Origin of the sequence: Mycobacterium sp. NPDC050551 (genome assembly GCF_040674075.1) — a bacterium.
Lineage (GTDB): Bacteria > Actinomycetota > Actinomycetes > Mycobacteriales > Mycobacteriaceae > Mycobacterium.
Genome location: NZ_JBFARC010000002.1, coordinates 204,116 through 228,341, shown reverse-complemented (window position 1 = coordinate 228,341; position 24,226 = coordinate 204,116). Strand labels below are relative to the sequence as shown.

21 protein-coding genes and 1 pseudogene are annotated in these 24,226 nt (G+C 69.4%); 12 read left to right on the top strand and 10 right to left on the bottom strand.

The window, feature by feature from the left end; genetic code table 11:
• Positions 1–13: 13 nt before the first annotated feature.
• Both AB0K11_RS07695 and AB0K11_RS07690 read right to left on the bottom strand, forming a co-directional pair.
• Complete coding sequence (locus AB0K11_RS07695) at positions 14–1,006, bottom strand: hypothetical protein (protein WP_364974312.1); 993 nt, start codon at positions 1,004–1,006, stop codon at positions 14–16.
• Between the two features lie 30 nt (positions 1,007–1,036).
• Complete coding sequence (locus AB0K11_RS07690) at positions 1,037–1,681, bottom strand: hypothetical protein (protein WP_364974309.1); 645 nt, start codon at positions 1,679–1,681, stop codon at positions 1,037–1,039.
• A 127-nt stretch (positions 1,682–1,808) separates the two neighbouring features.
• Here AB0K11_RS07690 and AB0K11_RS07685 point away from each other — a divergent pair, with 127 nt between their 5' ends.
• Positions 1,809–3,074 (top strand): mannosyltransferase, encoded by a 1,266-nt coding sequence (locus AB0K11_RS07685; RefSeq protein ID WP_364974307.1) that lies wholly within the window; start codon positions 1,809–1,811, stop codon positions 3,072–3,074.
• Here the strand turns inward: AB0K11_RS07685 and AB0K11_RS07680 are convergent.
• Positions 3,016–3,303 carry a 4a-hydroxytetrahydrobiopterin dehydratase gene (locus tag AB0K11_RS07680; RefSeq protein WP_364974305.1) on the bottom strand — a complete coding sequence of 96 codons (288 nt, stop codon included), beginning with the start codon at positions 3,301–3,303 and terminating at the stop codon, positions 3,016–3,018. The two genes, AB0K11_RS07685 and AB0K11_RS07680, sit on opposite strands and share 59 nt — an antisense overlap.
• 27 nt (positions 3,304–3,330) lie before the next feature.
• Here AB0K11_RS07680 and AB0K11_RS07675 point away from each other — a divergent pair, with 27 nt between their 5' ends.
• The gene (locus AB0K11_RS07675; protein ID WP_364974303.1) at positions 3,331–3,750 is read left to right on the top strand and encodes an NUDIX domain-containing protein; all 420 of its coding nucleotides are present in this window, start codon (positions 3,331–3,333) and stop codon (positions 3,748–3,750) included.
• Between the two features lie 80 nt (positions 3,751–3,830).
• Here AB0K11_RS07675 and AB0K11_RS07670 read toward each other — a convergent pair whose 3' ends face one another.
• Both AB0K11_RS07670 and AB0K11_RS07665 read right to left on the bottom strand, forming a co-directional pair.
• On the bottom strand, positions 3,831–4,103 hold the full coding sequence (locus AB0K11_RS07670) for a hypothetical protein (protein WP_364976669.1): 273 nt from the start codon (positions 4,101–4,103) through the stop codon (positions 3,831–3,833).
• A gap of 61 nt (positions 4,104–4,164) precedes the next feature.
• The gene (locus tag AB0K11_RS07665; RefSeq protein ID WP_264014649.1) at positions 4,165–4,332 is read right to left on the bottom strand and encodes a hypothetical protein; all 168 of its coding nucleotides are present in this window, start codon (positions 4,330–4,332) and stop codon (positions 4,165–4,167) included.
• A 131-nt stretch (positions 4,333–4,463) separates the two neighbouring features.
• On the opposite strand from AB0K11_RS07665, the gene typA reads away from it, so the two are divergent.
• Positions 4,464–6,353, top strand: coding sequence for a translational GTPase TypA (typA, locus tag AB0K11_RS07660; protein ID WP_364974301.1), 1,890 nt, complete (start codon positions 4,464–4,466; stop codon positions 6,351–6,353).
• A 51-nt stretch (positions 6,354–6,404) separates the two neighbouring features.
• Here typA and AB0K11_RS07655 read toward each other — a convergent pair whose 3' ends face one another.
• Positions 6,405–7,601, bottom strand: a complete 1,197-nt coding sequence (locus tag AB0K11_RS07655; RefSeq protein WP_364974298.1) for a hypothetical protein — start codon at positions 7,599–7,601, stop codon at positions 6,405–6,407.
• A gap of 229 nt (positions 7,602–7,830) precedes the next feature.
• Between AB0K11_RS07655 and AB0K11_RS07650 the strand changes: the two genes are divergently transcribed.
• On the top strand, positions 7,831–9,699 hold the full coding sequence (locus AB0K11_RS07650) for an ABC transporter family substrate-binding protein (RefSeq protein ID WP_364974296.1): 1,869 nt from the start codon (positions 7,831–7,833) through the stop codon (positions 9,697–9,699).
• Here AB0K11_RS07650 and AB0K11_RS07645 read toward each other — a convergent pair.
• On the bottom strand, positions 9,632–10,918 hold the full coding sequence (locus AB0K11_RS07645; protein ID WP_364974293.1) for a chloride channel protein: 1,287 nt from the start codon (positions 10,916–10,918) through the stop codon (positions 9,632–9,634). The genes AB0K11_RS07650 and AB0K11_RS07645 overlap by 68 nt on opposite strands.
• Positions 10,919–11,009: 91 nt before the next feature.
• Between AB0K11_RS07645 and mshB the strand changes: the two are divergent.
• Positions 11,010–11,846 (top strand): annotated as a pseudogene (mshB, locus tag AB0K11_RS07640) (N-acetyl-1-D-myo-inositol-2-amino-2-deoxy-alpha-D-glucopyranoside deacetylase); the annotation flags it as partial.
• 171 nt (positions 11,847–12,017) lie between these two features.
• Entirely contained in the window at positions 12,018–12,434 is a 417-nt protein-coding gene (locus tag AB0K11_RS07635; RefSeq protein ID WP_364976667.1) for a hypothetical protein, read from the top strand.
• A 6-nt stretch (positions 12,435–12,440) separates the two neighbouring features.
• Here AB0K11_RS07635 and AB0K11_RS07630 read toward each other — a convergent pair whose 3' ends face one another.
• The gene (locus AB0K11_RS07630; RefSeq protein ID WP_364974290.1) at positions 12,441–13,628 is read right to left on the bottom strand and encodes a hypothetical protein; all 1,188 of its coding nucleotides are present in this window, start codon (positions 13,626–13,628) and stop codon (positions 12,441–12,443) included.
• A gap of 180 nt (positions 13,629–13,808) precedes the next feature.
• Here AB0K11_RS07630 and AB0K11_RS07625 point away from each other — a divergent pair, with 180 nt between their 5' ends.
• Positions 13,809–16,388 (top strand): bifunctional FO biosynthesis protein CofGH, encoded by a 2,580-nt coding sequence (locus tag AB0K11_RS07625; protein WP_364974287.1) that lies wholly within the window; start codon positions 13,809–13,811, stop codon positions 16,386–16,388.
• Between the two features lie 202 nt (positions 16,389–16,590).
• Entirely contained in the window at positions 16,591–17,136 is a 546-nt protein-coding gene (locus AB0K11_RS07620) for a YceI family protein (RefSeq protein WP_364974285.1), read from the top strand.
• A gap of 105 nt (positions 17,137–17,241) precedes the next feature.
• Here AB0K11_RS07620 and AB0K11_RS07615 read toward each other — a convergent pair whose 3' ends face one another.
• Entirely contained in the window at positions 17,242–17,817 is a 576-nt protein-coding gene (locus AB0K11_RS07615; protein ID WP_364974283.1) for an excalibur calcium-binding domain-containing protein, read from the bottom strand.
• Between the two features lie 243 nt (positions 17,818–18,060).
• Here AB0K11_RS07615 and AB0K11_RS07610 point away from each other — a divergent pair, with 243 nt between their 5' ends.
• The 4 genes from AB0K11_RS07610 to AB0K11_RS07595 are packed head-to-tail and all read left to right on the top strand — an operon-like array spanning position 18,061 to position 21,809.
• Positions 18,061–18,729, top strand: a complete 669-nt coding sequence (locus AB0K11_RS07610) for a TetR family transcriptional regulator (protein ID WP_364974280.1) — start codon at positions 18,061–18,063, stop codon at positions 18,727–18,729.
• On the top strand, positions 18,726–19,952 hold the full coding sequence (locus AB0K11_RS07605; protein ID WP_364974278.1) for a cytochrome P450: 1,227 nt from the start codon (positions 18,726–18,728) through the stop codon (positions 19,950–19,952). Before AB0K11_RS07610 ends, AB0K11_RS07605 begins: the two co-directional genes overlap by 4 nt.
• On the top strand, positions 19,946–20,893 hold the full coding sequence (locus tag AB0K11_RS07600; protein WP_364976665.1) for an SDR family oxidoreductase: 948 nt from the start codon (positions 19,946–19,948) through the stop codon (positions 20,891–20,893). The genes AB0K11_RS07605 and AB0K11_RS07600 overlap by 7 nt, the downstream gene beginning before the upstream one ends.
• Entirely contained in the window at positions 20,883–21,809 is a 927-nt protein-coding gene (locus AB0K11_RS07595) for a hypothetical protein (RefSeq protein WP_364974275.1), read from the top strand. Before AB0K11_RS07600 ends, AB0K11_RS07595 begins: the two co-directional genes overlap by 11 nt.
• A gap of 3 nt (positions 21,810–21,812) precedes the next feature.
• Here the strand turns inward: AB0K11_RS07595 and AB0K11_RS07590 are convergent, their stop codons facing one another.
• Positions 21,813–24,008, bottom strand: a complete 2,196-nt coding sequence (locus tag AB0K11_RS07590; RefSeq protein ID WP_364974273.1) for a GGDEF domain-containing protein — start codon at positions 24,006–24,008, stop codon at positions 21,813–21,815.
• Between the last annotated feature and the right edge of the window lie 218 nt (positions 24,009–24,226).

Genomic DNA, 24,226 nt, shown 5'->3' with positions numbered 1-24,226 from the left:
TTCGCGTAACAGGTCAGGGCACGACCGTCGACCCGATGGTCGGCATGAACTGGCACTGCTTCTCGGTGGTGGTGATCTGACCGAAGATCGTCGACATGATGCTGCCCGACCCGGTGTCGGCGATCGCCGTCATCGTCGTCGGCCCCTGCGGGTTGATGTCGGCGTGCGGCTTGAGCGTCGCACTCCCGGACTTGCCGGTGGTCAGGTTGACCCATGTGACATTGAGCGGCAACGCCTGCTCGGCCGCGGGACCGGGCGTGCCGACCGCGGTGAACACGTAGGCGGTCTGCCCCGGGCGCGGTCCCGGCGTCGGGATCTTCGCCGGCCCCGCCACCGAGATCGCCGTCGCCAGAACGTTTCCGCCGTCCTTCGTGCACCCGTTGCTGATCGAGGGATACATGAAGTCCTGTGTCGGCGGGCTGTCCGGGCTGAACGTCGGCGCGCCGCCCGGTGCGGGCGCCGGAGCCGGCGCGGCTCCCTCGGGAGCGGGGGCAGGTGCAGCCGCCTCAGGAGCCGGAGCCGGTGCCGGTGCAGCCGCCTCGGGAGCCGGAGCCGGGGCCGCCTCAGGAGCCGGCACGGGCGCCGCCAGCGCAGCGGCGTCCGGCGCGGCCTCGGGTGCCGGACCGACTGCATGCGCGGGATCGACGCCGGCAGGCAGATGCGCCTCGGTGCCCGGGAGCGCCCCTGCCGCCGGGACATGGGCAACCGGTTCGGCCACGAACTGATTGACCGCGGTCGCCACATTGCGCGAATCAGGCGGTGCCGACGAGTTTCCGGCGAATGCCGCAGCGGCCGCCATCAGCATCGACACGGCGTTGTTCGGGTCGGCCGCCGCCTGCTGGATGGCCGGCCCGAGGCTCTCCATCGCCGGCAGGCCGGGCGCCTGCAACGCGTCGATCGGCAGCGGGGGAGCGGGCTGGGCGTTGGCTGTTCCGCTGCTCAGCAGCAGGGCGGCCGACGAGCCGACCGCGGCCGCTGCGGCGAGCAGTGTCCTGATCCGTGACATGGCACTCCTAGACGGTGTGGTGGGGCGTGATCAGGGCAGGGCGGAGACGGGGAACATCGCCGCCGCAGCCGCGGGACCTGCGGGCAGGACCGGCGCCGCAGGTGCGGCCGCTGCCACCGGCGCGGCCGCGATTGCGGGCGCGGCCGCGATTGCGGGCACGGCCGGGGCGGCCTTCGGCGCGAGGTTGGCCAGCGGCGAGCCGCCGGGCATCAGGGACGCCAGCCCGCCGAGGTCACCGGGCAGCGAGATCTTCTGCGGCAGCGGCACCGGCATGCCCGGCACCTGCGGGATGTTGATGTCCGCCGACGGCAGTGCCCCGGCAGGTCCGCTTGCGGGCTGCGCCGCCGCTGCGGGCCTGGTGGCGGGCATCCCCGGAAGCGGGGACGTCGCCGCGGGTGCCGTCGCGGCGGGCGCGGTGGGCGTCTGCGGCAGCGTCAGCTGCGCGCTGGCGGTGGGCGGCGGGGTGACCGGCGCGGCCGGGGTGCCCGTCAGAGCCGAGGCGAAGCCCTGCAGCATCTGCGGCGCGTTGGCGAGTTGCTCGAGGCCCGGCACCGCCGGGACGGGCGCCGGGGCGGCCGGCTGCGCCGTGGCGACTGCACTGAACGCCAGCGCGAGCGGAAGGGCGCCCGCGGCGGCAATAACGCTGGTGGCGAACGCTTTTCTGGTGAACTTCATGATTCTCCCAATCGGTTGTCAGCAGGCCTGCACCCGAAGCTACGGAGTTACTGGTGTTACTCAAGTGACACGTGTGGCATTTATGCAACCGTGACTGAGGTGTAGGTAATCGGTTACTCGGGGGCCGATGTCTAAAGTCGTCGGCATAGACGCCTCACCCGCTGCCCGTCCGGGGCCGAAGCACCGCCCGCTCGCCACGCGACTCGCGGTTGCGGCACCCGTGTTGCTGGTGCTGAGCGTCGCCGCCCGCTTCGCCTGGACCTACCTGGCGGCCAACGGCGCGAACTTCGTCGACCTGCACGTCTATGTCGGCGGCGCCGGCGCGCTCGACCGACCCGGCACGCTCTACGACTACGTCTACGCCGATCAGACGCCGGACTTCCCGCTGCCGTTCACCTATCCGCCGTTCGCCGCGATCGTCTTCTACCCGATGCACCTGCTGCCGTTCGGCCTGGTGGCATTCGCGTGGCAGGTCGGCATCATCGCCGCGCTCTACGGCGTGGTGCGGGTCAGTCAGCGCCTGCTCTCGGGCGGCGCTCCAGGCGACCGGCGGATCGCGATGTTGTGGACGGCGGTGGGCATCTGGCTCGAACCGCTGCGCAGCACCTTCGACTACGGACAGGTCAACGTCCTGCTGGTGCTCGCGGTGCTCTACGCGGTGCTCTCCACCCGGTGGTGGCTCTCGGGTCTGCTCGTCGGACTGGCCGCCGGGGTGAAGCTCACGCCCGCGGTCGCAGGCCTGTACCTCGTCGGCGCCCGCCGGTGGGGCGCCGTGGTGTTCTCCGCGGTCGTCTTCGCCGGCACCATCGGGGTCGCGGCGCTCGTCGTCGGCGATCAGACCCGGCGCTACTTCACCGAACTGCTCGGTGACGCCGATCGGGTGGGGCCGATCGGGACGTCGTTCAATCAGTCCTGGCGCGGCGGGATCTCACGAATCCTCGGACACGACGCCGGCTACGGACCGGCTGTGGTGGCCGGAATTGTGCTGACCGCGGTACTGGCGGTGCTGGCGTGGCGGGCGATCGGCGGCAGTGCCGACCGCCTCGGCGCGATCGTGGTGGTGGAACTGTTCGGCCTACTGCTGTCACCGATCTCGTGGACGCATCACTGGGTGTGGGTGCTGCCGCTGATGATCTGGCTGCTGCACGGCCCGCGCAGCGACCTGCCGGGTGCGCGGATCCTGGGCTGGGGCTGGCTCGCGCTCACCCTGATCGGCGTGCCGTGGTTGCTCAGCTTCGCCCAGCCGACCATCTGGGAGATCGGCAGGCCCTGGTACCTGGCCTGGGCGGGCCTGATCTACATCGTCGCGACCCTGGCGACCCTGGCCTGGATCGCTACGACTGGTCGACGATCCCGTCGATATCGCGAGCCATCTCCACGTCCTTCTCCGTGATGCCACCCTCGGAGTGGGTGACCAAGGCGAAAGTGACTGTCCGCCAACGGATGTCGATGTCGGGGTGATGGTCTTTCGCCTCGGCGTGCTCGCCCACCCGCCGCACGGCGTCGATGCCGTCGAGGAATGCGGGGAACTCGACCGACCGCCGAAGTGCTCCGTCGGCGCGCTGCCAGCCGTTGAGGTCGGGCAGTGCGGCGTCGACTTGCTCGTCCGTTAACACAGCCATGCGATCGACGGTATACCGTCGGCGGCGATGAGCGGGCAGATCGTCGTTGCGGGTGCACTGATCTCGGGCACGTCCCTGCTGGTCGCGCAGCGCGCCAGGCCGCCCGAACTGGCCGGGCTGTGGGAGCTGCCGGGTGGCAAGGCGGCGCCGGGGGAGAGCGATGCCGCGGCGCTGATCCGTGAGCTCCGTGAGGAACTCGGCATCGAGGTGACGGTGGGCGCCAGGCTCGGCGCCGACGTCGCGCTGACCGACTCGATGCTGTTGCGGGCGTACCTCGTCACCCAGGCGGGCGGCGTGCTGGCGCCCAACGACCACCGCGCGTTGCGGTGGGTCGGCGCCGCACAGCTCGACGACCTGTCGTGGGTGCCCGCCGATCGGGCATGGCTGCCCGACCTGGCCGTCGCGCTGGGGTCACCCGGGCCGCTGGAGCCGATGCCCGATCGGTGACGTGCTTTCTTCGCCGGGCGCAGGCACGTTCAGCGGTGCGGTCTGCTTCCTGCCGGCCGCACTGCTCCTGATGCCCCGCCTCAGTAGCGCAGGCGGTCGCCGACCACCCGCAACTGGCGCACGCTGCGCGGGTGGTGCACCGCGTGCACCGGGTGCAGCAGCACCGGGTGGCGGCAGTGTGGGCAGGACTGTTGCGGCTCGTTCGCCGACGAGACCGTCAGGTGGTGACAAGCGGCGCACCGCACGACGTAGGCCGCACGGAACCAGTTCATCATCCCGACGTAGAGCGCGATGACGGTGGCGCTTGCCAGCACGACGATCAGGGTGACGGTGAGCACCTCGTAGACCGACATGGTGTACCTCCGGCCGCCGGAATGACGCCTTTCGACGGCTGTCATCGACGATACTCGCAGGTCAGTGCTTACGGGCGCGCTTGAACACCTTCTCCAGTTCCTTGCCGCGGATGCCGTTGAGTTCGGCCTTGTGGACGCGATGCAGGACCAGCGGGCAGCGCTTGCAGCGCGGCTTGCTGCGGCAGCATTTCTTCTTCGGCCTGAGGTCGGCGTACTTGGACGTCGTCACGTATTGGGGATCCCTGCCGGTCGCGATCGTGGTGGTAATGCGGTTACCCACTGTGCCACGGCCTGCGCGGGCGGTGTGACCTGCCTTGCTGCATTTCGCGATCGCTGTCAAGCGCTGCCACACTGAGCGACGTGGATTTTCGGAACGTCGCCATCGTCGCCCACGTCGACCACGGCAAGACGACCCTCGTGGACGCGATGCTGCGGCAGTCCGGTGCGTTGACGCACCGCGGTGACGACGCGATCGAACGGCTGATGGACTCCGGTGACCTGGAGAAGGAAAAGGGCATCACCATCCTGGCCAAGAACACCGCGGTGCACCGCCACCACGCCGACGGCGGGATGACGGTCATCAACGTGATCGACACGCCCGGCCACGCCGACTTCGGTGGTGAGGTCGAACGCGGCCTGTCCATGGTCGACGGTGTGCTGCTGCTCGTCGACGCCTCGGAGGGGCCGCTGCCGCAGACCCGCTTCGTGCTGCGCAAGGCGCTCGGTGCGCACCTGCCGGTGATCGTGGTGGTGAACAAGACCGACCGTCCGGACGCGCGCATCGCGGAGGTCGTCTCCGAGAGTCACGACCTGCTGCTCGACGTCGCGTCGGACCTCGACGAGGAGGCGCAGAAGGCGGCGGAGTTCGCACTCGGCCTGCCGACGCTGTACGCCTCGGGCCGGGCGGGCATCGCGAGCACCGTCGAGCCGGCCAACGGCGGGAACCCCGAGGGTGAGAATCTCGACCCGCTTTTCGACGTTCTGCTGCAACACATTCCGCCGCCGCAGGGCGATCCCGAGGCACCGCTGCAGGCGCTGGTGACCAACCTCGACGCGTCGGCCTTCCTCGGCAGGCTCGCACTGATCCGCATCTACAAGGGCAAGCTGCGCAAGGGTCAGCAGGTGGCGTGGATGCGTGAGGTCGACGGCGTGCCGGTGGTCACCAACGCCAAGATCACCGAGTTGCTGGCCACTGTCGGCGTCGAACGCAATCCGACGGACGAGGCCATCGCCGGTGACATCGTGGCGGTCGCCGGCCTGCCCGAGATCATGATCGGCGACACGCTGGCCGATCCCGAGCACGCCCACGCGCTGCCGCGGATCACCGTCGACGAGCCGGCGATCTCGGTGACGATCGGCACCAACACCTCGCCGCTGGCCGGAAAGGTGAAGGGGCACAAGCTCACCGCCCGGATGGTGCGCGACCGGCTGGACCGCGAACTCATCGGCAACGTGTCGATCAAGGTCGTCGACATCGGCCGCCCCGACGCCTGGGAGGTGCAGGGCCGAGGCGAGCTCGCGCTGGCCGTGCTCGTCGAGCAGATGCGCCGCGAGGGCTTCGAGCTGACGGTCGGCAAGCCGCAGGTGGTCACGCGCACGATCGACGGCAAGCTGCACGAGCCGTTCGAGGCGATGACGATCGACTGCCCCGAGGAGTTCGTCGGGGCCATCACGCAGTTGATGGCCGCCCGCAAGGGCCGCATGGAGGAGATGGCCAACCACGCGGCGGGCTGGGTCCGGATGGACTTCATCGTGCCCAGCCGCGGGCTGATCGGCTTCCGGACCGACTTCCTGACGCTCACCCGCGGCACCGGTATCGCCAACGCGGTGTTCGACGGCTACCGGCCGTGGGCGGGGGAGATCCGCGCCCGGCACACCGGGTCGCTGGTGTCGGACCGCACGGGATCGGTGACGCCGTTCGCGATGATCCAACTCTCCGACCGTGGGCAGTTCTTCGTCGAACCGGGCGATGACACCTACGAGGGTCAGGTCGTCGGCATCAATCCGCGCGCCGAGGACCTCGACATCAATGTGACCCGGGAGAAGAAGCTGACCAACATGCGGTCCTCCACGGCCGACGTCATGGAGACGCTGGCCCGCCCGCTGGAACTCGGCCTCGAACAGGCCATGGAGTTCTGTGCCGAGGACGAGTGCGTAGAGGTCACACCGGAGATCGTCCGGGTGCGCAAGGTGGAGCTGACCGCCAGCCTGCGTGCGCGCGCGAAGGCGCGGGCCAAGGCCCACAACTAGCCGACGAAAAACCGGCCACGGCAGGTGCCGTGGCCGGTTCCTCTCGCCGACTTACCCGGTTTCACCGCCGCCGTTGTCCGCCGCCGGCTTCTTCTTCGACGGGGTGACCGCGTCGCGCACCGCGTCACGCAGGCCGCTGAAGGCCTTCTTCGTCTCGGCGCGATGCTTGGCGCGGGTCTCGGACCGCTCGGCCCTGCGCTCCTCTGCCCGATCGGAAGCCTCCTCGGCGTTCTCCTTCAGCGAGCTGAAGAAGCGCTTGGCGGGACGCTCCTGCTCGGGTGCCTGCGACTCCTCGACGTCAGACGTCTTCTGCGCCGACCTCAGGGTCGCGTCGGTCTGGGTGCTCTGGACCTCCGCGCCGGTGACGGGGTCGACGCCCAGCGGCGCCGCGACTGCCTCACGGATGACATCCCTCGGCGCCAGCAGCACATCGGCGCGGAAGTCCGACACCGCGCTGCCGTCCATCTTGGTGGGGTCGGTCGCCGGATCGCCGCCCGTGGGCTGTGGCAGTACGTCGTCGACGGCGAAGACGATCGGGTCGAGCGCGTAGTTCGGTCCGTCGATGTAGGCCTGCAGGGCCCGGTACAGGTCCGTGTTGTCGCCGCTGTCGAGGCTCTTCTGCAGTCCCTCGGCGACCGCGATGAGGCCCAGCGGTGCGAGCGCGGCGCTGCCCGCGGTGCGAACCGCGGAGTCGGCGAACCCGCCGGCCAGGCGGGCCGCGGCGTAGACGGCGCTGACCTGGTTGCCGGTCGGCTGCGTCGCCGTGCCCACGCCGAGCGTGTCGGCCAGGGCCTCTTTGATGTCTTCGCGTGCCTGGTAGAGGACGTTCGCGCGGAACTGTGAGATCGCGCTGTCAGCGTCCGGTGTGGTGGGGTCGTTGAGATCGTCGCCACCGATCGGCTCGGGAAGTAGATCGTCGAAGGCGTAGATCGCCGGATCGGCCGCCCACAGCGGACCGTCGACGATCTCGTCGAGGATCGCCAGCGCGGCGGCGTCCTGTCCCTGCGCCAGCGCGATCACAGCCGCGACCGCGCCGAGGGGCGTCCCCGCCAGGCCGGACGCGGTGCGCTGGGCCGACAGGGCGAACAGCTCCGGAACGCTCTGTGTGTACCTGTCCGCCTCAGCGGCCAACGCAACCTGAGCTTTCAGGACCTCGGGCGCCTGCGGCGTGACCGGCGAAACGGCCATCACGCCTGCGCCCACCAGCGCCACACCCGCGGTGACGCAGCCCTGAACACGTTCTTTCATGAAACTCCCCAAGAGAATGTGCCGATCGGCACGATGTGAACCCCCACGTGCCGAGCGGCACGACGGCCAGTATGCCAAAAATCTCAGGTTTGTCTCAGGTATTTCTCAGGTTTTTGTAAGTGCACGCATCGGCCCGGTAAAGAGGCTCGTCCGCACCATGATCAGACTTATGGAGCCGACGAAATGAGTGTGTGCGGTGGCGCGGCGGGCGGCCGATACCCTGAGTGGCGTGCCGAACCGAACTCGCCAATCCTGCGCGAGGCTCGGCGCACTGGTTTCGGTGCCGGCGTTGCTGCTCGGCGGCTGCACGGTGAGCCCGCCGCCCGCGCCGCAGAGCACCGAGACCACCGAGTCCGTGACACCGCCGCCGCCCAAGGCGACGCAGATCATCATGGCCATCGACTCGATCGGCCCGGGATTCAACCCACACCTGCTGTCCGACCAGTCCCCGGTCAACGCGGCGATCGCCGCGCTCGTCCTGCCGAGCTCGTTCCGGCCCGTGCCGGACCCGGCGTCACCAACCGGTTCGCGATGGGAACTCGACACCGCCCTGCTCGAGTCGGCCGAGGTGACCAACCGGAATCCGTTCACCGTCACCTACACGATCAAGCCCGAGGCGCAGTGGACCGACAACGCGCCGGTGGCGGCCGACGACTACTGGTACCTGTGGCAGCAGATGGTCAGCCAGCCAGGTGTCGTGGACCCGGCCGGTTATGACCTGATCACCGGAGTCCAATCGGTCGAGGGCGGCAAACAGGCCGTCGTCACGTTCTCTCAGCCCTACCCGGCGTGGCGGGAACTGTTCAACAACATCCTCCCGGCGCACATCGTCAAGGACGTGCCGGGCGGGTTCGGCGCCGGGCTGGCGCGGGCCATGCCCGTCACGGCGGGCAAGTTCCGGGTCGACGACATCGACCCGCAGCGTGACGAGATCCTGCTCGCCCGCAACGACAGGTTCTGGAGCGGCCCGGCCAAGCCCGACCAGGTGCTGTTCCGCCGCGGCGGGACGCCGGCCGCGCTCGCCGACTCGATCCGCAACGGTGACACGCAGGTCGCCCAGATCCACGGCGGTGCAGCGACGTTCGCGCAACTCAGCGCGATACCCGACGTCAGGACCGCACGGATCGTGACCCCCCGGGTGATGCAGGTGACGCTGCGCGCGGGCCAACCGAAGCTGGCCGAAGCGCAGGTGCGCAAGGCCATCCTGGGTCTGTTCGACGTCGATCTGCTGGCCTCGGTCGGCGCCGGTGACGACAACACCGTGACGCTCGCACAGGCTCAGGTCCGGTCGCCGTCGGACCCGGGATACGTGCCGACCGCGCCACCCGCACTGGGTACCGAGGCTGCACTCGGTCTCCTCGCCGACGCGGGCTACGAGGTGGCGCCGGTGGACAACCCCCAGCCCCCGACGCCCGGAACGCCTGCGCCCGACACTGATCGCGGCCGGATCACCAAGGACGGCGTGCCGCTGACCCTGGTTCTGGGAGTGGCGGCGAACGATCCGACGTCCGTGGCGGTGGCCAACACGGCCGCCGACCAGTTGCGCAATGTCGGCATCGAGGCCTCCGTGCTGGCGCTCGACCCGGTCACGCTCTACGGGGAGGCGCTGGCCAACAACAGGGTGGACGCGGTGGTCGGATGGCATGCAGCCGGGGGAGACCTCGCGACATCACTGGCCTCGCGCTACGGCTGCCGGGCGCTCGAGGCCACACCGGTTCCGACCGCCTCGCCCGCGGGAACGCAGCCGCCCCGAACCGATGACCCGCCCCCGCCGCCCCCGCCGAGCGCCACCGGGACGCCGTCGGCGCCCCCGCCCGATCCCGAGTCGGGCGAACTCGTGCAGGCGCCGAGCAACATCACCGGCATCTGTGACCGCAGCCTGCAACCGAAGATCGATGCGGCGCTCGACGGCACCGAGCCGATCGCCGAGGTGATCGACGCCGTCGAACCACGACTGTGGAACATGTCGACGGTGCTGCCCATCCTGCAGGACACCACGATCGTGGCCGCCGGCCCGAGTGTGGAGAACGTCAGCCTGAGCGGTGCGGTGCCGGTGGGAATCGTCGGCGATGCGGGGGCGTGGACGAAGACCCCGTAGTCCGCGTCCGTTCGGTCAGGACGCGCAGCCCGTGTGCGGCGAGCGCGGCCACCAGGAAGACGACGAGCAGCCACCACGGCGGCCTGGCCAGTTCCCAGACGAACAGCGCCGCCCACATCGGAGCCCGCTGCGTGATCGCCAGAACGCCTGCGGCGCAGGCGAGTGACACGGCCGGCACGCTGAGAGCGAAGTCCGTCCATGCCGAAACAGCAAGCGCGACAACGGAGCCCATGGCCGCACCGGTGGCAAGCGCCGGTGTGAGCAGGCCGCCGACCGCCCCTGCGCGCAGGTATGAGGCGGTCAGCAGCGGCTTGAGGAACAGGATCGCCGCGGCGGCGCCCAGCGTCGTGCCGCTGTCGAGGCTGACGGTCAGGATGCTCTTGCCGTTGCCCGGCAGCTCGGGCCACCACAGCGAGCAGATCCCGACGAGCAGGCCCACCGCCGCGATCGCGGGCACCAGGAGCCAGGACGTCACCGCTGCCGCGGGCCGTGCCGCGCTCATCAGCCGGTTGAACAGCAGGCCGATGCCGAGCGCGAGTGGCGCGATGACCAGCGCGACGGCGATGAGCAGATAGGACAGTGAGGGGTCCGGCCAGTCCAGCGGTGGCGATTCGTGCGTGACCGGTGAGGCCACCGCGACGGCCAGGCTCGACGTGATGAGCGCGGTGCCGAGTGCGCGCGGATGCCAGGTCCGCATCAAGATCTGGGTGGCGAACAACGCCCCGCCGAGGGGAACGCTGTAGACCGCGGCCAGTCCCGCCCCCGCGGCACAGAACAGCAGGATCTCCCGGTCGTGCGGCGTGAGCGCCCAGCGCGAGGTGCCCGCGTCGCCCAGTGCGGCCGCGAACTGGCGGGGCGCCCCCTCGCGGCCGAGCGACGCGCCCGACCCCACGACCAGAACCTGCAGTGCGGCATCGATCGACATCGAGACGCGGGGGATGGGCCGGTGCTCGGAGATGGTGCCCGCCAGGCTGGGCACCTCGGTGCGCCTGCGCAGCAGACACCAGCCGAATCCGGCGAGCGCGCCACCGACCATCGGGCCGAGCGCCCGGCGCACCGGGCTGCTGCTGTCCACGCCTTCGAGCAGTGTTCCGAACGAGTAGTGGTAGGTGAGGTGCTCGACGGCGTGCAGCAGCAGCGTGGTCGCCATCCCCGCGACGCCGGCGAGGAGGCCGACGAGTATTACTGCGCAACCGAACTCGAGGCTCCGCCGACTCACCTGGTGAACCTACGTCACCGCCCGGCCGAAAGACGTCGAAGCGGCCGGTTGCCGCCTCGGGTGGACCGGCCGGCGACTAGGGTCACCGACGATGCCTGAGACGCCGCGACTGCTGTTCGTACACGCCCACCCCGACGACGAGACGATCACCACCGGCGGGACGATCGCCCACTACGTCGCCCGCGGCGCGCAGGTGCACGTCGTCACCTGCACCCTCGGCGAAGAGGGCGAGGTCATCGGCGAGCAATACAGCCAGCTGGCCGTGGACCGGGCCGACCAACTCGGCGGCTACCGGATCGCCGAACTGACCGCCGCGCTGCGCGCGCTCGGCCTGGATTCACCGCACTACCTGGGCGGGCCCGGACACTGGCGGGACTCGGGCATGGCAGGCACCCCGCCGCGGCGCCACCAACGCTTCGTCGACGCCGATCCGGCGGAGGCCGTCGGCGCACTCGCCGCGATCATCGACGACCTTCGCCCACACGTCGTCGTCACCTACGACCCCGACGGCGGCTACGGCCACCCCGACCACGTCCAGACACACCGCATCACGACCGCCGCGATCGAGGCGGCGGCCTGGCGGGTGCCCAAGTTCTACTGGACGGTCATCGCCACCAGCGCCGCCGAGCAGGGTCTCGCATCGATGAGCGACGTCCCTGCCGATTGGACCCGCATCGACCAGGTGCCGTTCGGCTATCCGGACGACAGGATCGACGCCGCGGTCGACGCCACCGACGTCCTCCCGGCGAAGATCGCGGCCCTTCGCGCGCACGCCACCCAGGTCACCGTCGCACCGAACGGACAGTCCTTCGCGCTGTCCAACACACTCGCCATGCCGGTCCTGGCGCAGGAGCACTACATACTCGTCTCGGGCGAACCCGGCGACCGCGACGCCCGCGGTTGGGAAACCGACCTACTCGCCGGCCTCGCCCTGGCTCAGCCGAACTCCGACGGAGTAAGCTCCACGTCAACCAGCGACAGCCGAAGGGACAGCCATGGATCCCGACCTTGACCCGAACCTGCAGCACTGGCAGGACCGCCTGGACAACTTCCAGTGGGTGGTCGGTTCGCTGGCCGGATTGCTCGACAGCATCCCGACCTGACCGCTCAACAGACCCGCGCGCTTCCTGCCGCGGACAGCACCTTGACGGACCCCGTGGTGCGGGCGTTGGTGCTGGCAGTCCTCGCAGTGGACGGCGTCGTCTGCGCCGCGCTCGGCGCGCTGTTCCTACCCCTGCGCTTCGGCGCGGTGCCGTTCCCGATCAGCGCGATCGCGGCGGGCGCCGTCAACGCGGGGTTGGTGTGGGCAGCCACCTATTGGACCGAATCGACACGGATGGCGGCGACGCCGCTGTGGACGTGGCTGCTGACCGTTGCCGCGCTGACCCTCGGAGGACCAGGCGGCGACATCGTGTTCGGCGGTCCCGGCGTGATGGCCTACGCCGTTCTGCTGTACCTCGCCGTCGGCACCGCCGCGCCGGTGTGGGTGCTCTGGCGCCACAACCAGCGCTCCTGAGCCGCGCTATCCGACGTCGCCGCTGTCACTGTTGCCGGGATCGGCGCTGTCGGACCGCTCGCTCGTCGTCTCGGAGGTCCGCCGCTTCGGTGTGAGTGAGCTGCGGATGCGGTCGGCGGCCTTCGTCGCCTCACGCACGGCTCCCCGCACCCCGGTGCGGACGTCGTCGGCGGCCTTGCGCAGGCGCTCGTTCACCCGCTTGGTCGTACGCGGCGGCTCGGCGCCCGCAGTTTCCTCGGTGTCCTCGACGATCTCCGGCGTGCTCGCGGGGTCGACGGGTTCGTCCTCCACGGGAACGACGAGTTCCGGCGCGGGCTCGACCACGAGCCCTGCTTCCGGCAGCACGCCGGCGTCGCCGGTCACGGGCTGTGGTTCGACCTCGACCTGCAGCGGCTTCTCGTCGAGCGGCGGGGCCTCGTCCACGACGGCTCCGGTCGGCTGGTCGACGACCGGCGGCAGGGCTTCCGTCGTGACCTCCGCCAGGCCGTCCTCCAGCGCGACTGTCCTGAGCAGACCCTCTTCCGCGGTGAACGGCCCGATCGGCGGCACCGGCGGGATGGCCCAGCCGAAGAAGTAATTGAATTCCTGGATGCCGAAGTTGATCGCATCGATGACGCTGTCGCCGATGGCGTTCGCGGCGCCGTCGACCCACACACCGAGGTTGAGCGGATCGTTGAGCACCGGAGCCAGGAAGTCGTAGACGACGTTGTCGGCGATGGGTCTGATCAGCTCGTAGTAGAACAGGTTGATCTGGGCGCCGGCCAGCGGAACGAACGGGACCCACCCGAAGAACTGGGTCGCGTAGATGGCGACGTCGACGCCCCAGTCGATCCACTCCTGGATGAATTGGTAGGACGAGATCAGCAGATCACTGGCCGCGTTGAGCGGGGCGGGGCCGGCACCCGGCAATGCCGGTGGCGCGGGCGGCGGGGGAACCGCGCTCAGCGCGCCGGGAATGACCACACCGTCGGGCCGCAACGCGGGCATACCCGATCGCCGCGGCTCCGGGAGGAACGGCTCCATCTGCCGCTGCGCCGACTCCAGCAGTTCGGTCAGCGCCGTCGGGGCCTGGGGAGCGTGGGTGGAGTCGACGGCGATGTCGGGGGGCGCCACGTGCAGGGACGGGATCGCAATCGTCACAGCGCCGACAGCTGCCACGCCCGCCATGAGATATGAGCGGACGGAGACGGACATGGCTGCTCCTCGCGGTCGAAGCTCTTAAAATACGCGACTGCCGGGCCAGGTGCGGCACTTTGCTCCGGCGGGCCGTCACATCGCAGGTCGCTCGGACTACTGTGGCCGGTATGCCAGGAGCAGTGGTTTCACGATGTGAGACGGGCGGATGATTTCCGACACCGGCGGGGTTACACCGGAGTGGCTCTGAACCCCCAGCGTGGCGCCGATCTGCCCAGCCCGGTAGTTCCCCCTACGGCCGCAGCGCCCACTCCCGCAGCATTGAAACGCGTGCTGAGGCGCGCCCGCGACGGCGTCGCCCTCAACGTCGACGAAGCCGCGATCGCGATGACGGCCCGTGGCGAGGACCTCGACGATCTGTGTGCCAGCGCGGCACGTGTCCGCGACGCCGGCCTGGAGGCCGCCGGACGGCACGGTTCACACGGCCGGCTGCCCGTCACGTACTCACGCAAGGTGTTCATCCCGGTCACCCACCTGTGCCGGGACACCTGCCACTACTGCACCTTCGTCACCGTGCCCGGCAAGCTGCGCCAAGAGGGCCACGGCATGTACATGGAGCCCGACGAGATCCTCGAGGTGGCCCGTCGTGGCGCCGAACTCGGTTGCAAGGAAGCGCTTTTCACTCTCGGCGATCGGCCGGAGGCGCGATGGGACGAGGCCCGGCAGTGGCTCGACGAGCGTGGCTACGACTCGACCCTGGACTACGTGCGCGCGATGGCGATCCGGGTCCTCGAGGAGACCGGCCTGCTCCCACACCTCAATCCCGGTGTGATGAGCTGGTCGGAACTGTCGCGGCTCAAGCCCGTCGCGCCGTCGATGGGCATGATGCTCGAGACCACGTCGCGTCGGCTCTTCGAGACCAAGGGCCTCGCTCACTACGGCAGCCCGGACAAGGACCCCACCGTCCGGCTGCGCACCCTGGACGACGCGGGCCGGTTGTCCATCCCGTTCACCACCGGACTGCTGGTCGGCATCGGCGAGACGCTGACCGAACGCGCCGAGACGATGCACGCGATCCGCCGTTCGCACAAGGAGTTCGGGCACGTCCAGGAAGTGATCGTGCAGAACTTCCGGGCCAAGGACCACACCGCGATGGCCGCGACGCCCGACGCCGGGATCGACGACTTCCTCGCGACGATCGCGGTCACGCGACTGGTCCTCGGCCCCAAGATGCGCATTCAGGCGCCGCCGAATCTGGTGTCGCGTGAGGAATGCCTCGCGCTCATCGGCGCCGGCGTCGACGACTGGGGCGGCGTGTCACCGCTGACACCCGACCACGTCAACCCGGAGCGGCCGTGGCCGGCGCTGGACGACCTCGCCGAGGTCACCGCCGAGGCCGGTTACGACCTGACGCAGCGCCTGACCGCGCAACCGCAGTACGTGCAGGGCGGCGCCGCATGGATCGACCCGCGGGTCCGCGGACACGTCGACGCACTCGCCGACCCCGACACCGGTCTCGCGCTCGACGTCAATCCGGTCGGACGGCCGTGGCAGGAACCCGACGAAGCGCTGCAGTCCCTCGGCCGGATCGACCTGAACGAGACGATCGACAGCGAGGGCCGCCGCACCGAGACGCGCAGCGACCTCGGCAGCGCCTTCGGCGACTGGGAGTCGATCCGCGAGAAGGTGCAGGATTTGGCGGCGCGAGCACCCGAGCGCATCGACACCGACGTGCTGGTGGCCCTGCGCGCCGCCGAGCGCGACCCGGGCGGCCTGTCCGACGACGCCTATCTGGCGCTGGCGACGGCCGACGGACCGGCATTGGACGCCGTTGCTGCGCTTGCGGATTCGTTGCGCCGCGACGTGGTGGGCGACGACGTCACCTTCGTCGTCAACCGCAACATCAATTTCACCAACATCTGCTACACCGGCTGCCGGTTCTGCGCGTTCGCCCAGCGCAAGGGTGACGCCGACGCGTTCTCGCTGTCCACCGACGAGGTCGCCGACCGGGCATGGGAAGCCCATGTCGCCGGCGCCACCGAGGTGTGCATGCAGGGTGGCATCGACCCCGAACTTCCGGTGACGGGCTACGCCGACCTGGTTCGCGCGGTCAAGGCGCGGGTGCCGTCGATGCACGTGCACGCGTTCAGCCCCATGGAGATCGCGAACGGCGTCACCAAGAGCGGGCTGTCCATCCGCGAGTGGCTGATCGCCCTGCGCGAAGCGGGTCTCGGATCGATCCCCGGCACCGCCGCGGAGATCCTCGACGACGAGGTGCGCTGGATCCTCACCAAGGGCAAGCTGCCGACGTCGATGTGGGTCGAGGTCGTCTCCACCGCCCACGAGGTGGGCCTGCAGTCGAGCTCGACGATGATGTACGGCCACGTCGACCAGCCGCGGCACTGGGTGGGGCATCTGCGGGTGCTGCGCGAGATCCAGGACCGCACCGGTGGTTTCACCGAGTTCGTGCCGCTGCCGTTCGTCCACCAGAGTTCGCCGCTGTATCTGGCCGGCGGGTCCCGGCCCGGGCCGACGCACCGCGACAACCGCGCCGTCCATGCGCTGGCGCGGATCATGCTGCACGGGCGGATCTCTCACATCCAGACCAGCTGGGTGAAGCTGGGGGTCGAGCGCACCCAGGTGATGCTGCAGGGCGGCGCCAACGACCTGGGCGGGACGCTGATGGAGGAGACCATCTCGCGGATGGCCGGGTCGGAGAACGGGTCGGCGAAGTCGGTCGAGGAACTCGTCGCGATCGCCGAGGGCATCGGCCGACCGGCCCGTCAGCGCACCACCACCTACACCCCGCTGGCCGCCTGAGCGCGCTCCGCAGCGGTAGCTCCGGGCGGTAGCTCCGCGAGCGTGCGGGTTTGTACGTCGACGCGCCGCGTCGGGCGTACAAACGCGCACGCTCGTGTCGATGTGAACGGCGGCGGCGCCGCTCGGGGAATTAATCGGACCGCAGTCCGCTTGATACGGGAGAAGACGTCGGAAGTACCGGCGCTCGGATCAGGAGACTGACATGACCACCGCAACCACTGCACTCGCCACCGGCACCTGGGCCATCGACCCGGTGCACTCGACCATCGCTTTCTCGGTACGCCACCTCATGGTCAGCAAGGTGCGCGGCACGTTCGACACATTCAGCGGCGCGATCACCGTGGCCGAGGACGGCACCCCGTCGGTCACCGCCGAGATCGCCGTCGACTCGATCAACACCCGCAACGAGCAGCGCGACGCACACCTGAAGTCGGCCGATTACTTCGACGCCGCCACTTATCCGACCGCGACCTTCACCTCGACCGGTGTGCGCGCCGACGGCGACCGCTACGTCCTCGACGGCGACTTCACGCTCAAGGGCGTCACCAAGCCGGTGAGCCTCGACCTGGAGTTCAACGGCGTCAGCCCGGGCATGGGCCACGGCGAGGTCGCCGGCTTCGAGGCGTCGGTGGTGTTGAACCGCAAGGACTTCGGCATCGACCTCGACATGCCGCTCGAGACCGGCGGCGCCGTCGTCGGCGACAAGATCACCATCACCCTGGAGATCGAGGCCCTCAAGCAGGCCTAGGCCCCTCCGTCCTTCTCCGCGAGCGTGCGTGTCTGCTGTTCGACACGCCGGTGACGTGCCGCAGTCTGCGCACGCTCGCGGCGGAGTGACGGCGCGCTTTCGCCGCTACGGCAGCTGACCCACCGTCGTCAGGCAGTTGACGTCTTGGCCGTCGGCGGCGACGCCGCTGTCGAGCAGGCGGTCATCGAGGATCTCGCACGAAAGCGTCTGTGCCCCGCCGATCGCGGGATCGGCGCCGATGGCGGCGGTCGGGTCGCCCTCGGGCTGCGAGAAGTCGGCGTGACCGCCGCAGCGGTTGACGGTCTGCGTCGAGGCGCCGTCCGGCGTCGGGATGGTGATGTCGATGCAGTCGGTGCCCGTCCAGTCGACGACGACATTCGCGCCGAGGGCAGCGGGCGCAGCCGAAGGCGGGGCATCGGGCGTCGGCGACGGCGCAACCGGTGCGAACGGCGCCGGCGCGTAGACCGGTGCGCCACCGCCGCCGCCCGACTCGCACGCCACCCCGTCGCCATCTCGATCGAGTTTGCGGCTGTAGCCGGGCTGGCCCGCTAACAGCGGCGCGGCGCCGGCCGCCCTGGCTTCCGCGCAGCTGCCATATGCCCCCGCCGACGGCGCGGTGACCAGCGCGAAGGCCGGAACCGCCAGCGCCGCGCAGCCCATACCGATTGCAATCTTCAACATTCTTCCCCCAGGAATCGAGCAGGCGGCTCGTTGCCGCCGAGGGGATCATCGGCGTGCCCGTCATGATCGTTACCCGCCACTCGTCGTCCGCGAGCGTGCGCAGAATGCTGCCGATCCGCGGCGTGTCGAGGGGCAGACACGCACGCTCGCGGGTGGGTGGTGCCTCCGGCTCGGAGGGGCCCCGCGAATCAAAACTAAATAAACTGCTTGATTTAAGTCGGGTGACGTAGTTCACTCGGAATCGTGACCGCCGCGCGAGTGCTCAGCAGCGATCGTTCGTCGGGCACCCGCCAGCTGATCCTCACCGCCGCCGAGCGCCTGTTCGCCGAGCGCGGGATGCACGCCGTGTCCAACCGGCAGATCAGTGAGGCCGCAGGCCAGGGCAACAACGCCGCGGTCTGCTACCACTTCGGCACCCGCACCGACCTGTTGCGCGCCATCGAGGCCAAACACCGCGGCCCGATCGAGTCGCTGCGCGCCCGCAGGCTCGCCGAGATCGCCGGATCCGCCGAACTCAGCGACTGGGTCAGCGCCCTGGTCACACCGCTGACCGACCACCTCGACACGCTCGGCAGCCCCAGTTGGTACGCCCGCTTCGCCGCCCAGGCGATGGCCGACCCGCAGTGCCGCCAACTGGTCACGAGGGATGCGCTCGGCTCGCCGCTTTTGGTGCAGGCGATCGACGGCATCACCCGCTGCCTGCCGGACCTGCCCCGAAGGGTCCGCTTCGAACGCATCGTCATGGCCCGCAACCTGTTGATGCACACCTGCGCCGAACACGAGAGTGCGCTGGCCGATTACGGTTCCCGGGCGCGATCGCCGTGGCCGGTCGCGGCGGAGGGCCTCGTCGACGCCATCGCCGGGCTGTGGCAGGCGCCCGTCCGAACCGTCCGATCAAAGGAGCGCCCATGACCGACGTGCTGCACGACGCCGACACCGTCCCCGACTTCCCGATGACCCGCGCGCCGGGCTGTCCGTTCGCGCCGCCGCCGGAAGCGCTGCAGGCCAACGCCGTCCGTCAGCTCAGCCGCGTCCGCATCTGGGACGGCAGCACCCCGTGGCTGATCACCGGCTACGAGGCGATCCGCTCGCTGTTCGCCGACGCGCGCGCCAGTGTCGACGACCGCAAACCCGGCTACCCGCACTGGAACGAGGGCATGCTGGCCACGGTCGACCGCCGGCCCCGCTCGGTGTTCACCTCCGATGCCGAGGAGCACACCCGGTATCGCCGGATGCTGTCGCGGCCGTTCACCTTCAAGCGCGTCGAGGCGCTGCGGCCCGCGGTGCAGAAGATCACCGACGACCACATCGACGCGATCCTGGCCGGCCCGCAACCGGCCGACCTCGTCGACAAGCTGACGCTGCCGATCCCGTCATTGGTGATCAGCGAGATGCTCGGCGTGCCGTACGAGGACGCCGAATTCTTCCAGGAGCAGGCCAACCGGGGCATGAGCCGCTACGCGAGCGCCGAGGACTCCGCGAAAGGCGCAGGCGCGCTGTTCAAGTACCTGATGAACCTCATCACCACGAAGATGACCGATCCCGCCGAGGACCTGGTGTCCGACCTCGCCGAGCGGGTCAAGGCCGAGGAGATCAGCGTCAAGGAGGCGGCGCAACTCGCCACCGGCGTGCTCATCGCCGGCCACGAGACCACCGCCGGTCAACTCAGCGTCAGCGTCGTCGCGCTCCTCGAGCATCCCGAACAGCAGGCGCTGTTGCGCGACACCGACGACCCGAAGGTGATCGCCGCCGCCGTCGAGGAACTCATGCGGTACTGCAGCATCATCCAGACCGGCCAGCGCCGCATCGCGGTCGAGGACATCGAGGTGGACGGCGAAACCATCCGGGCCGGCGAGGGCATCATCCTCGACGTCGCCCCGGCCAATTGGGACCCCCGCCAGTTCCCTGACCCGGACCGGTTGGACCTGTTGCGCCAGAACGGTCCTCACGTCGGTTTCGGGTACGGCCGCCACCAGTGTGTCGGTCAGCAGCTGGCCCGCATGGAACTGCAGATCGTGTTGCCGTCGCTGCTGCGCCGCATCCCCACGATTCGGCTCGCCGTGCCGCTCGACGAACTGCCGTTCAAACACGACGCCCTCGCCTACGGCCTCTACGAGCTGCCGGTCACCTGGTGAAGGACGGCCTGACCCTCCACGTTCCCGAGCTCACCGGCAGACTCGCCGTCGTCACCGGCGCCAACAGTGGGCTTGGCCTCGGGCTGGCGAGAGCGCTGGCAGCGGCCGGCGCCGACGTGGTGCTCGCCGTCCGCAACCGCGCCAAAGGCGAGGCGGCCGCCGCCGACATCCGTGCCGCCATGCCCGCCGCGAAATTGTCCATCGCGCCGCTTGACCTCGCCTCTCTGGAAAGCGTTGCTGCGCTGGGGGAGTCCCTCGGATCCGAGGGCCGGCCGATCGACATACTGATCAACAACGCCGGGGTGATGACGCCACCGCACCGCCAGCAGACCGGCGACGGATTCGAGCTGCAGTTCGGCGCGAACCACCTCGGGCACTTCGCCCTGACCGGTCATCTGCTGCCGCTGCTGCGGGCGGCGCCGTCCGCGCGGGTGGTCACCGTCAGCAGCATCGCCGCCACCCAGCGCCACCTCGACTTCACCGACCCGAACGCCGAGCGCGGTTACAAATCGATGCAGAGCTACGGCATCGCCAAGCTGGCGCAGTTGATGTTCGCGATGGAACTCGACCGGCGCAGCCGCCGCAACGGCTGGACCGTCAGCTCCAACGCCGCGCACCCGGGCCTGGCCAAGACCAACCTGCTCAGCGGCGCCTCCTACGGTCGCGACGCCCCTACGCTGCAGGCCCGGCTCACCCAGCTGACGTGGCGGCTGCTGCCGTTCATGTGGCTCGAGGTCGACGAGGCGATCAAACCGACGCTGTACGCCGCGGTGTCACCGGCCGCCGACGGCGCCGCCTACTACGGGCCGCGCGGATTCTACGAGACTGCCGGCGGCGGAGTCACATTCGCCAAGGTGCCGCGACAGGCCCACAGCGAGAACGACTGCCGCGAACTGTGGGCCCTCTCCGAGCGGCTCACCGGGGTCAGCTATGGCGGGTGACGAGATGTTCCACCCGCCGGGTGACGACCCGGACTGGAACGAGAGCGGCTGGTTCGGCTTCGCCGTGCCCGAGCGTGACATCAACGGGTTCGTCTACTACTTCCATGACGCACGCACCGGGATCTCCGGCGGAGGACCGGCACTGTGGGACCCGACGGGTGAGGAGGTCTACGACTGCCTGTTCTACGACTGGCGGTGGCAGCAACCACCGACCGGCGCCCTGGACTTCGGCGACTTCACCCTGCCGAACTCCCTGCGCCACCGGGTCGTCGAACCCACGCACCGCTACCGGTTGTCGTACGACGCGCTCGGACTCGAACTCGACCTGGAATGGTCGTCGCTGATGGCGCCGCACACGCTGGGCGACGGCACCGGCGGTGCGCCGCACCACTTCGACCAGCCGGGCCGGATGACGGGATCGCTCGTGCTCGACGGCGAGCGAACCGAGGTGGACTGCTACTCGATGCGCGACCGCACGTGGGGTCCGCACCACCCCGGCGCCAGGAGGCCGGGTGACTACCTGTGGGCCATCGCCTCACCCGAAGCGCACTGGCACACCATCACGATCGCCGGCCGTGAACCGGGCCGCGACGTCGTCATCGGTGGCTACCTGATGCGCGACGGTGAACTCGGTGAGCTGGTCAAGGGCTCCCGTCGCGTGCTGAGCCGACGTGCCGGTGCGCCCGCGCAGGTGGTCCTCGACGCCGAGGACCACCTGGGCCGCAGCCTGCACGCCGAGGGCGAGGTCCGCACCGCGCTGCGCTGGCTCGGCTGGCCGGGCCGCATGACGTTCTGGACGTTGACCGACTGGCGGTGGGACGGGATGCAGGGCTGGGGCGAGGACCAGGAGTTCTTCGCCCGCGAGCAGGTCCGGTCGCTCATCCGCTCGTCGGACCCGGAGGTCTCGTCGCGCTGACCGCTACCCCTTCGCCGCTCGACTCAGTTCGGCGGTCGCCTGGTCGGCGGTCATCGGCTTGCCGAGGAGGAAGCCCTGAGCGAGGTCACATCCGCACGCCCGCAGGATCTCCAGTTGCTGCACCGTTTCGACGCCTTCGCCGACGACGGTGAGATCGAAAGCGCGAGCGAGCATCACCACCGCGGCGACGATTGCACTCGGGCGAGCGGCGGGAAGGTCCTGGATGTACGACTTGTCGATCTTGAAGCATTCGAACACGGGGTAGCGAGTCAGGTAGGCGATGGAGCTGTACCCGCTGCCGAGGTCGTCGAGCGAGATCCCGATGCCCATGTCGTGCAACGCCGTCAGCGTGCCCGCTACCCGCGCGGTGTCCGAAACCCACACCGTCTCGGTGATCTCGAGCCCCAGAGCGGCGGGATCGAGTCCGGTGGACACCAAGACGGCGACCACCTTGTTCACGAATGCGGCGTCGCGCAGCTGCAGAGCGCTCACGTTGACGCGGACACCGACATCACAGAACGTGCGCCACGAGGTCGCCTGCGCACAAGCCGTGTAGAGCGCCCATTCGCCGAGATCGCCGACCACGCCGGTGCGCTCGGCAACCGCGACGAATTCGGTCGGGTCGATCACGCCGAGGTCCGGGTGCGACCATCGAGCCAGAGCTTCCATGGCCACGAGCTCGCCGGTGGCGATGGAGAAGATCGGTTGATAGAACAGATTCAGCTCGCCATCACCGAGCGCGGTGCGCAGGTCGACCGAGAGGCGTCGCGTCCGTTCGGCGTCGTAGAGGTCGCCGTGGTCGAAGACGGCGCTGCCACCGTTTCCGGAATCTTTGGCCCGATACATCGCCAGATCGGCGTGGTGAATCAGCTGCTGCCGCGTGGAGTCGGCTTCCGAGACCGCGATGCCGATGCTGACGCTGAGCGGTGTCGGGTCGACGCCCGTCGGTGGTGGACTGTTGACCGCGGTCGTCAGCGCGCTTGCCAACTCGCATGCCTGGTCGATTCCCCGGATGTCCTCGGCGATGACGAGGAATTCGTCGCCGCCGACGCGGGCCACCGTGTCCTCCGGCCGGACGGCCGTGGCGAGACGGCCGGCGAGACGGACGAGTGCGCGATCGCCGGCTTCGTGCCCGAGGCTGTCGTTGATGATCTTGAAGTCGTCGATGTCGAGCACGAGCACCGCCATCGTCGTCCCGTCCTGTTGGGCGCGGGCAAGCGTGTGTTCGATGCGTTCGTAGGCCAGTGTCCGATTGGGCAGTCCGGTCAGCGAATCATGCATACTGCGCTCGCGCAGTTGCCGATCGAGTTCGACACGCCGGATCGCTGCCGAGAGCACATCCGCCACGGTCTGCAGGAAGGCCAGGTCGCGTTCGCTGTACACGCGATTGTCGTTGCTGTGCACCGACAGCGCTCCCCACGGGCCGTCGGTTCCGGGTATGGGTACGCAGGCGCCGCTGCGAAAGCCGTAACTTGCCATTCCTTCTGTGGAGAATCGTGATTCCTGGTCGCGGTCTTCGCACACCACCACGTCGTTGACGGCCAGTGTGTATCCCATCAGCGACCGGTGTCCTGCGGGCAGGAGCAGCGGTCTCGGCGGTTGACCGGAGAACCCCACCACGGCAATCGATTCGTCGTCGCCCTCGACCGGGCAGGTGACCATGGATCGATTGACGCCCATGAGCGTCGAGGCCGCGGTGGTGGCCGAGTCGAGCAGCTGGTCGAGGTCGCCGTCGAGGGCCAGCCTGCTCAATTTCGCGACCGCCCTCTGCTCAGCGGCAAGGTAGGTCGATTCCCGGGCGGCAGCATGCCATTTGTCGTGACTCTGGGCGCTTCTGCGATCGCGGATGACGGACACGACGACATCGCCCCGGTCACGGGATCGGTCGACGACGAAAGTCGTGATCTCGACCGGTATGGGCCCGTCGCTGGCGAAGGAGAAGTTCTTCAGTTCCGAGAATCCGTGCCCCTCCCTCGAGAAGTCGAAGGGCATCACCGTCTCGGCCGTGGTTCCGGATCGAACGAAGAATTCGTCCATTGTCAGCGGCCGGACCGGTGACAAAGCCGTCATTCCCACCATGGCCAGGCCGGACGAGTTGATGTAGAGGACGTGTCCGGAAGCTTCCGAGATGGTGACCATGTCCGGTGAACTGTCGAGAACCGCCTGGAGAACATCGACATCGTTCAGCGCATCGCGCACGATGCTCTCGATGTCTGACGAGCGTGGAGTCGGCGGTCCGCGAAGCTGCCTGCGACGGTCGCGCCCGCCGGCACGCCGAGGGTCCGCGACCTCCGGCGCACTCTCATTTCCAGCGGACAAGATTTGCTCCATACCCTTCCCGACCGCGTCAGTTGTCACAGAACGACTGGACGATGACACCGTGTGTTTGCTAGGCACCGATCGTGACGATAGCAAAG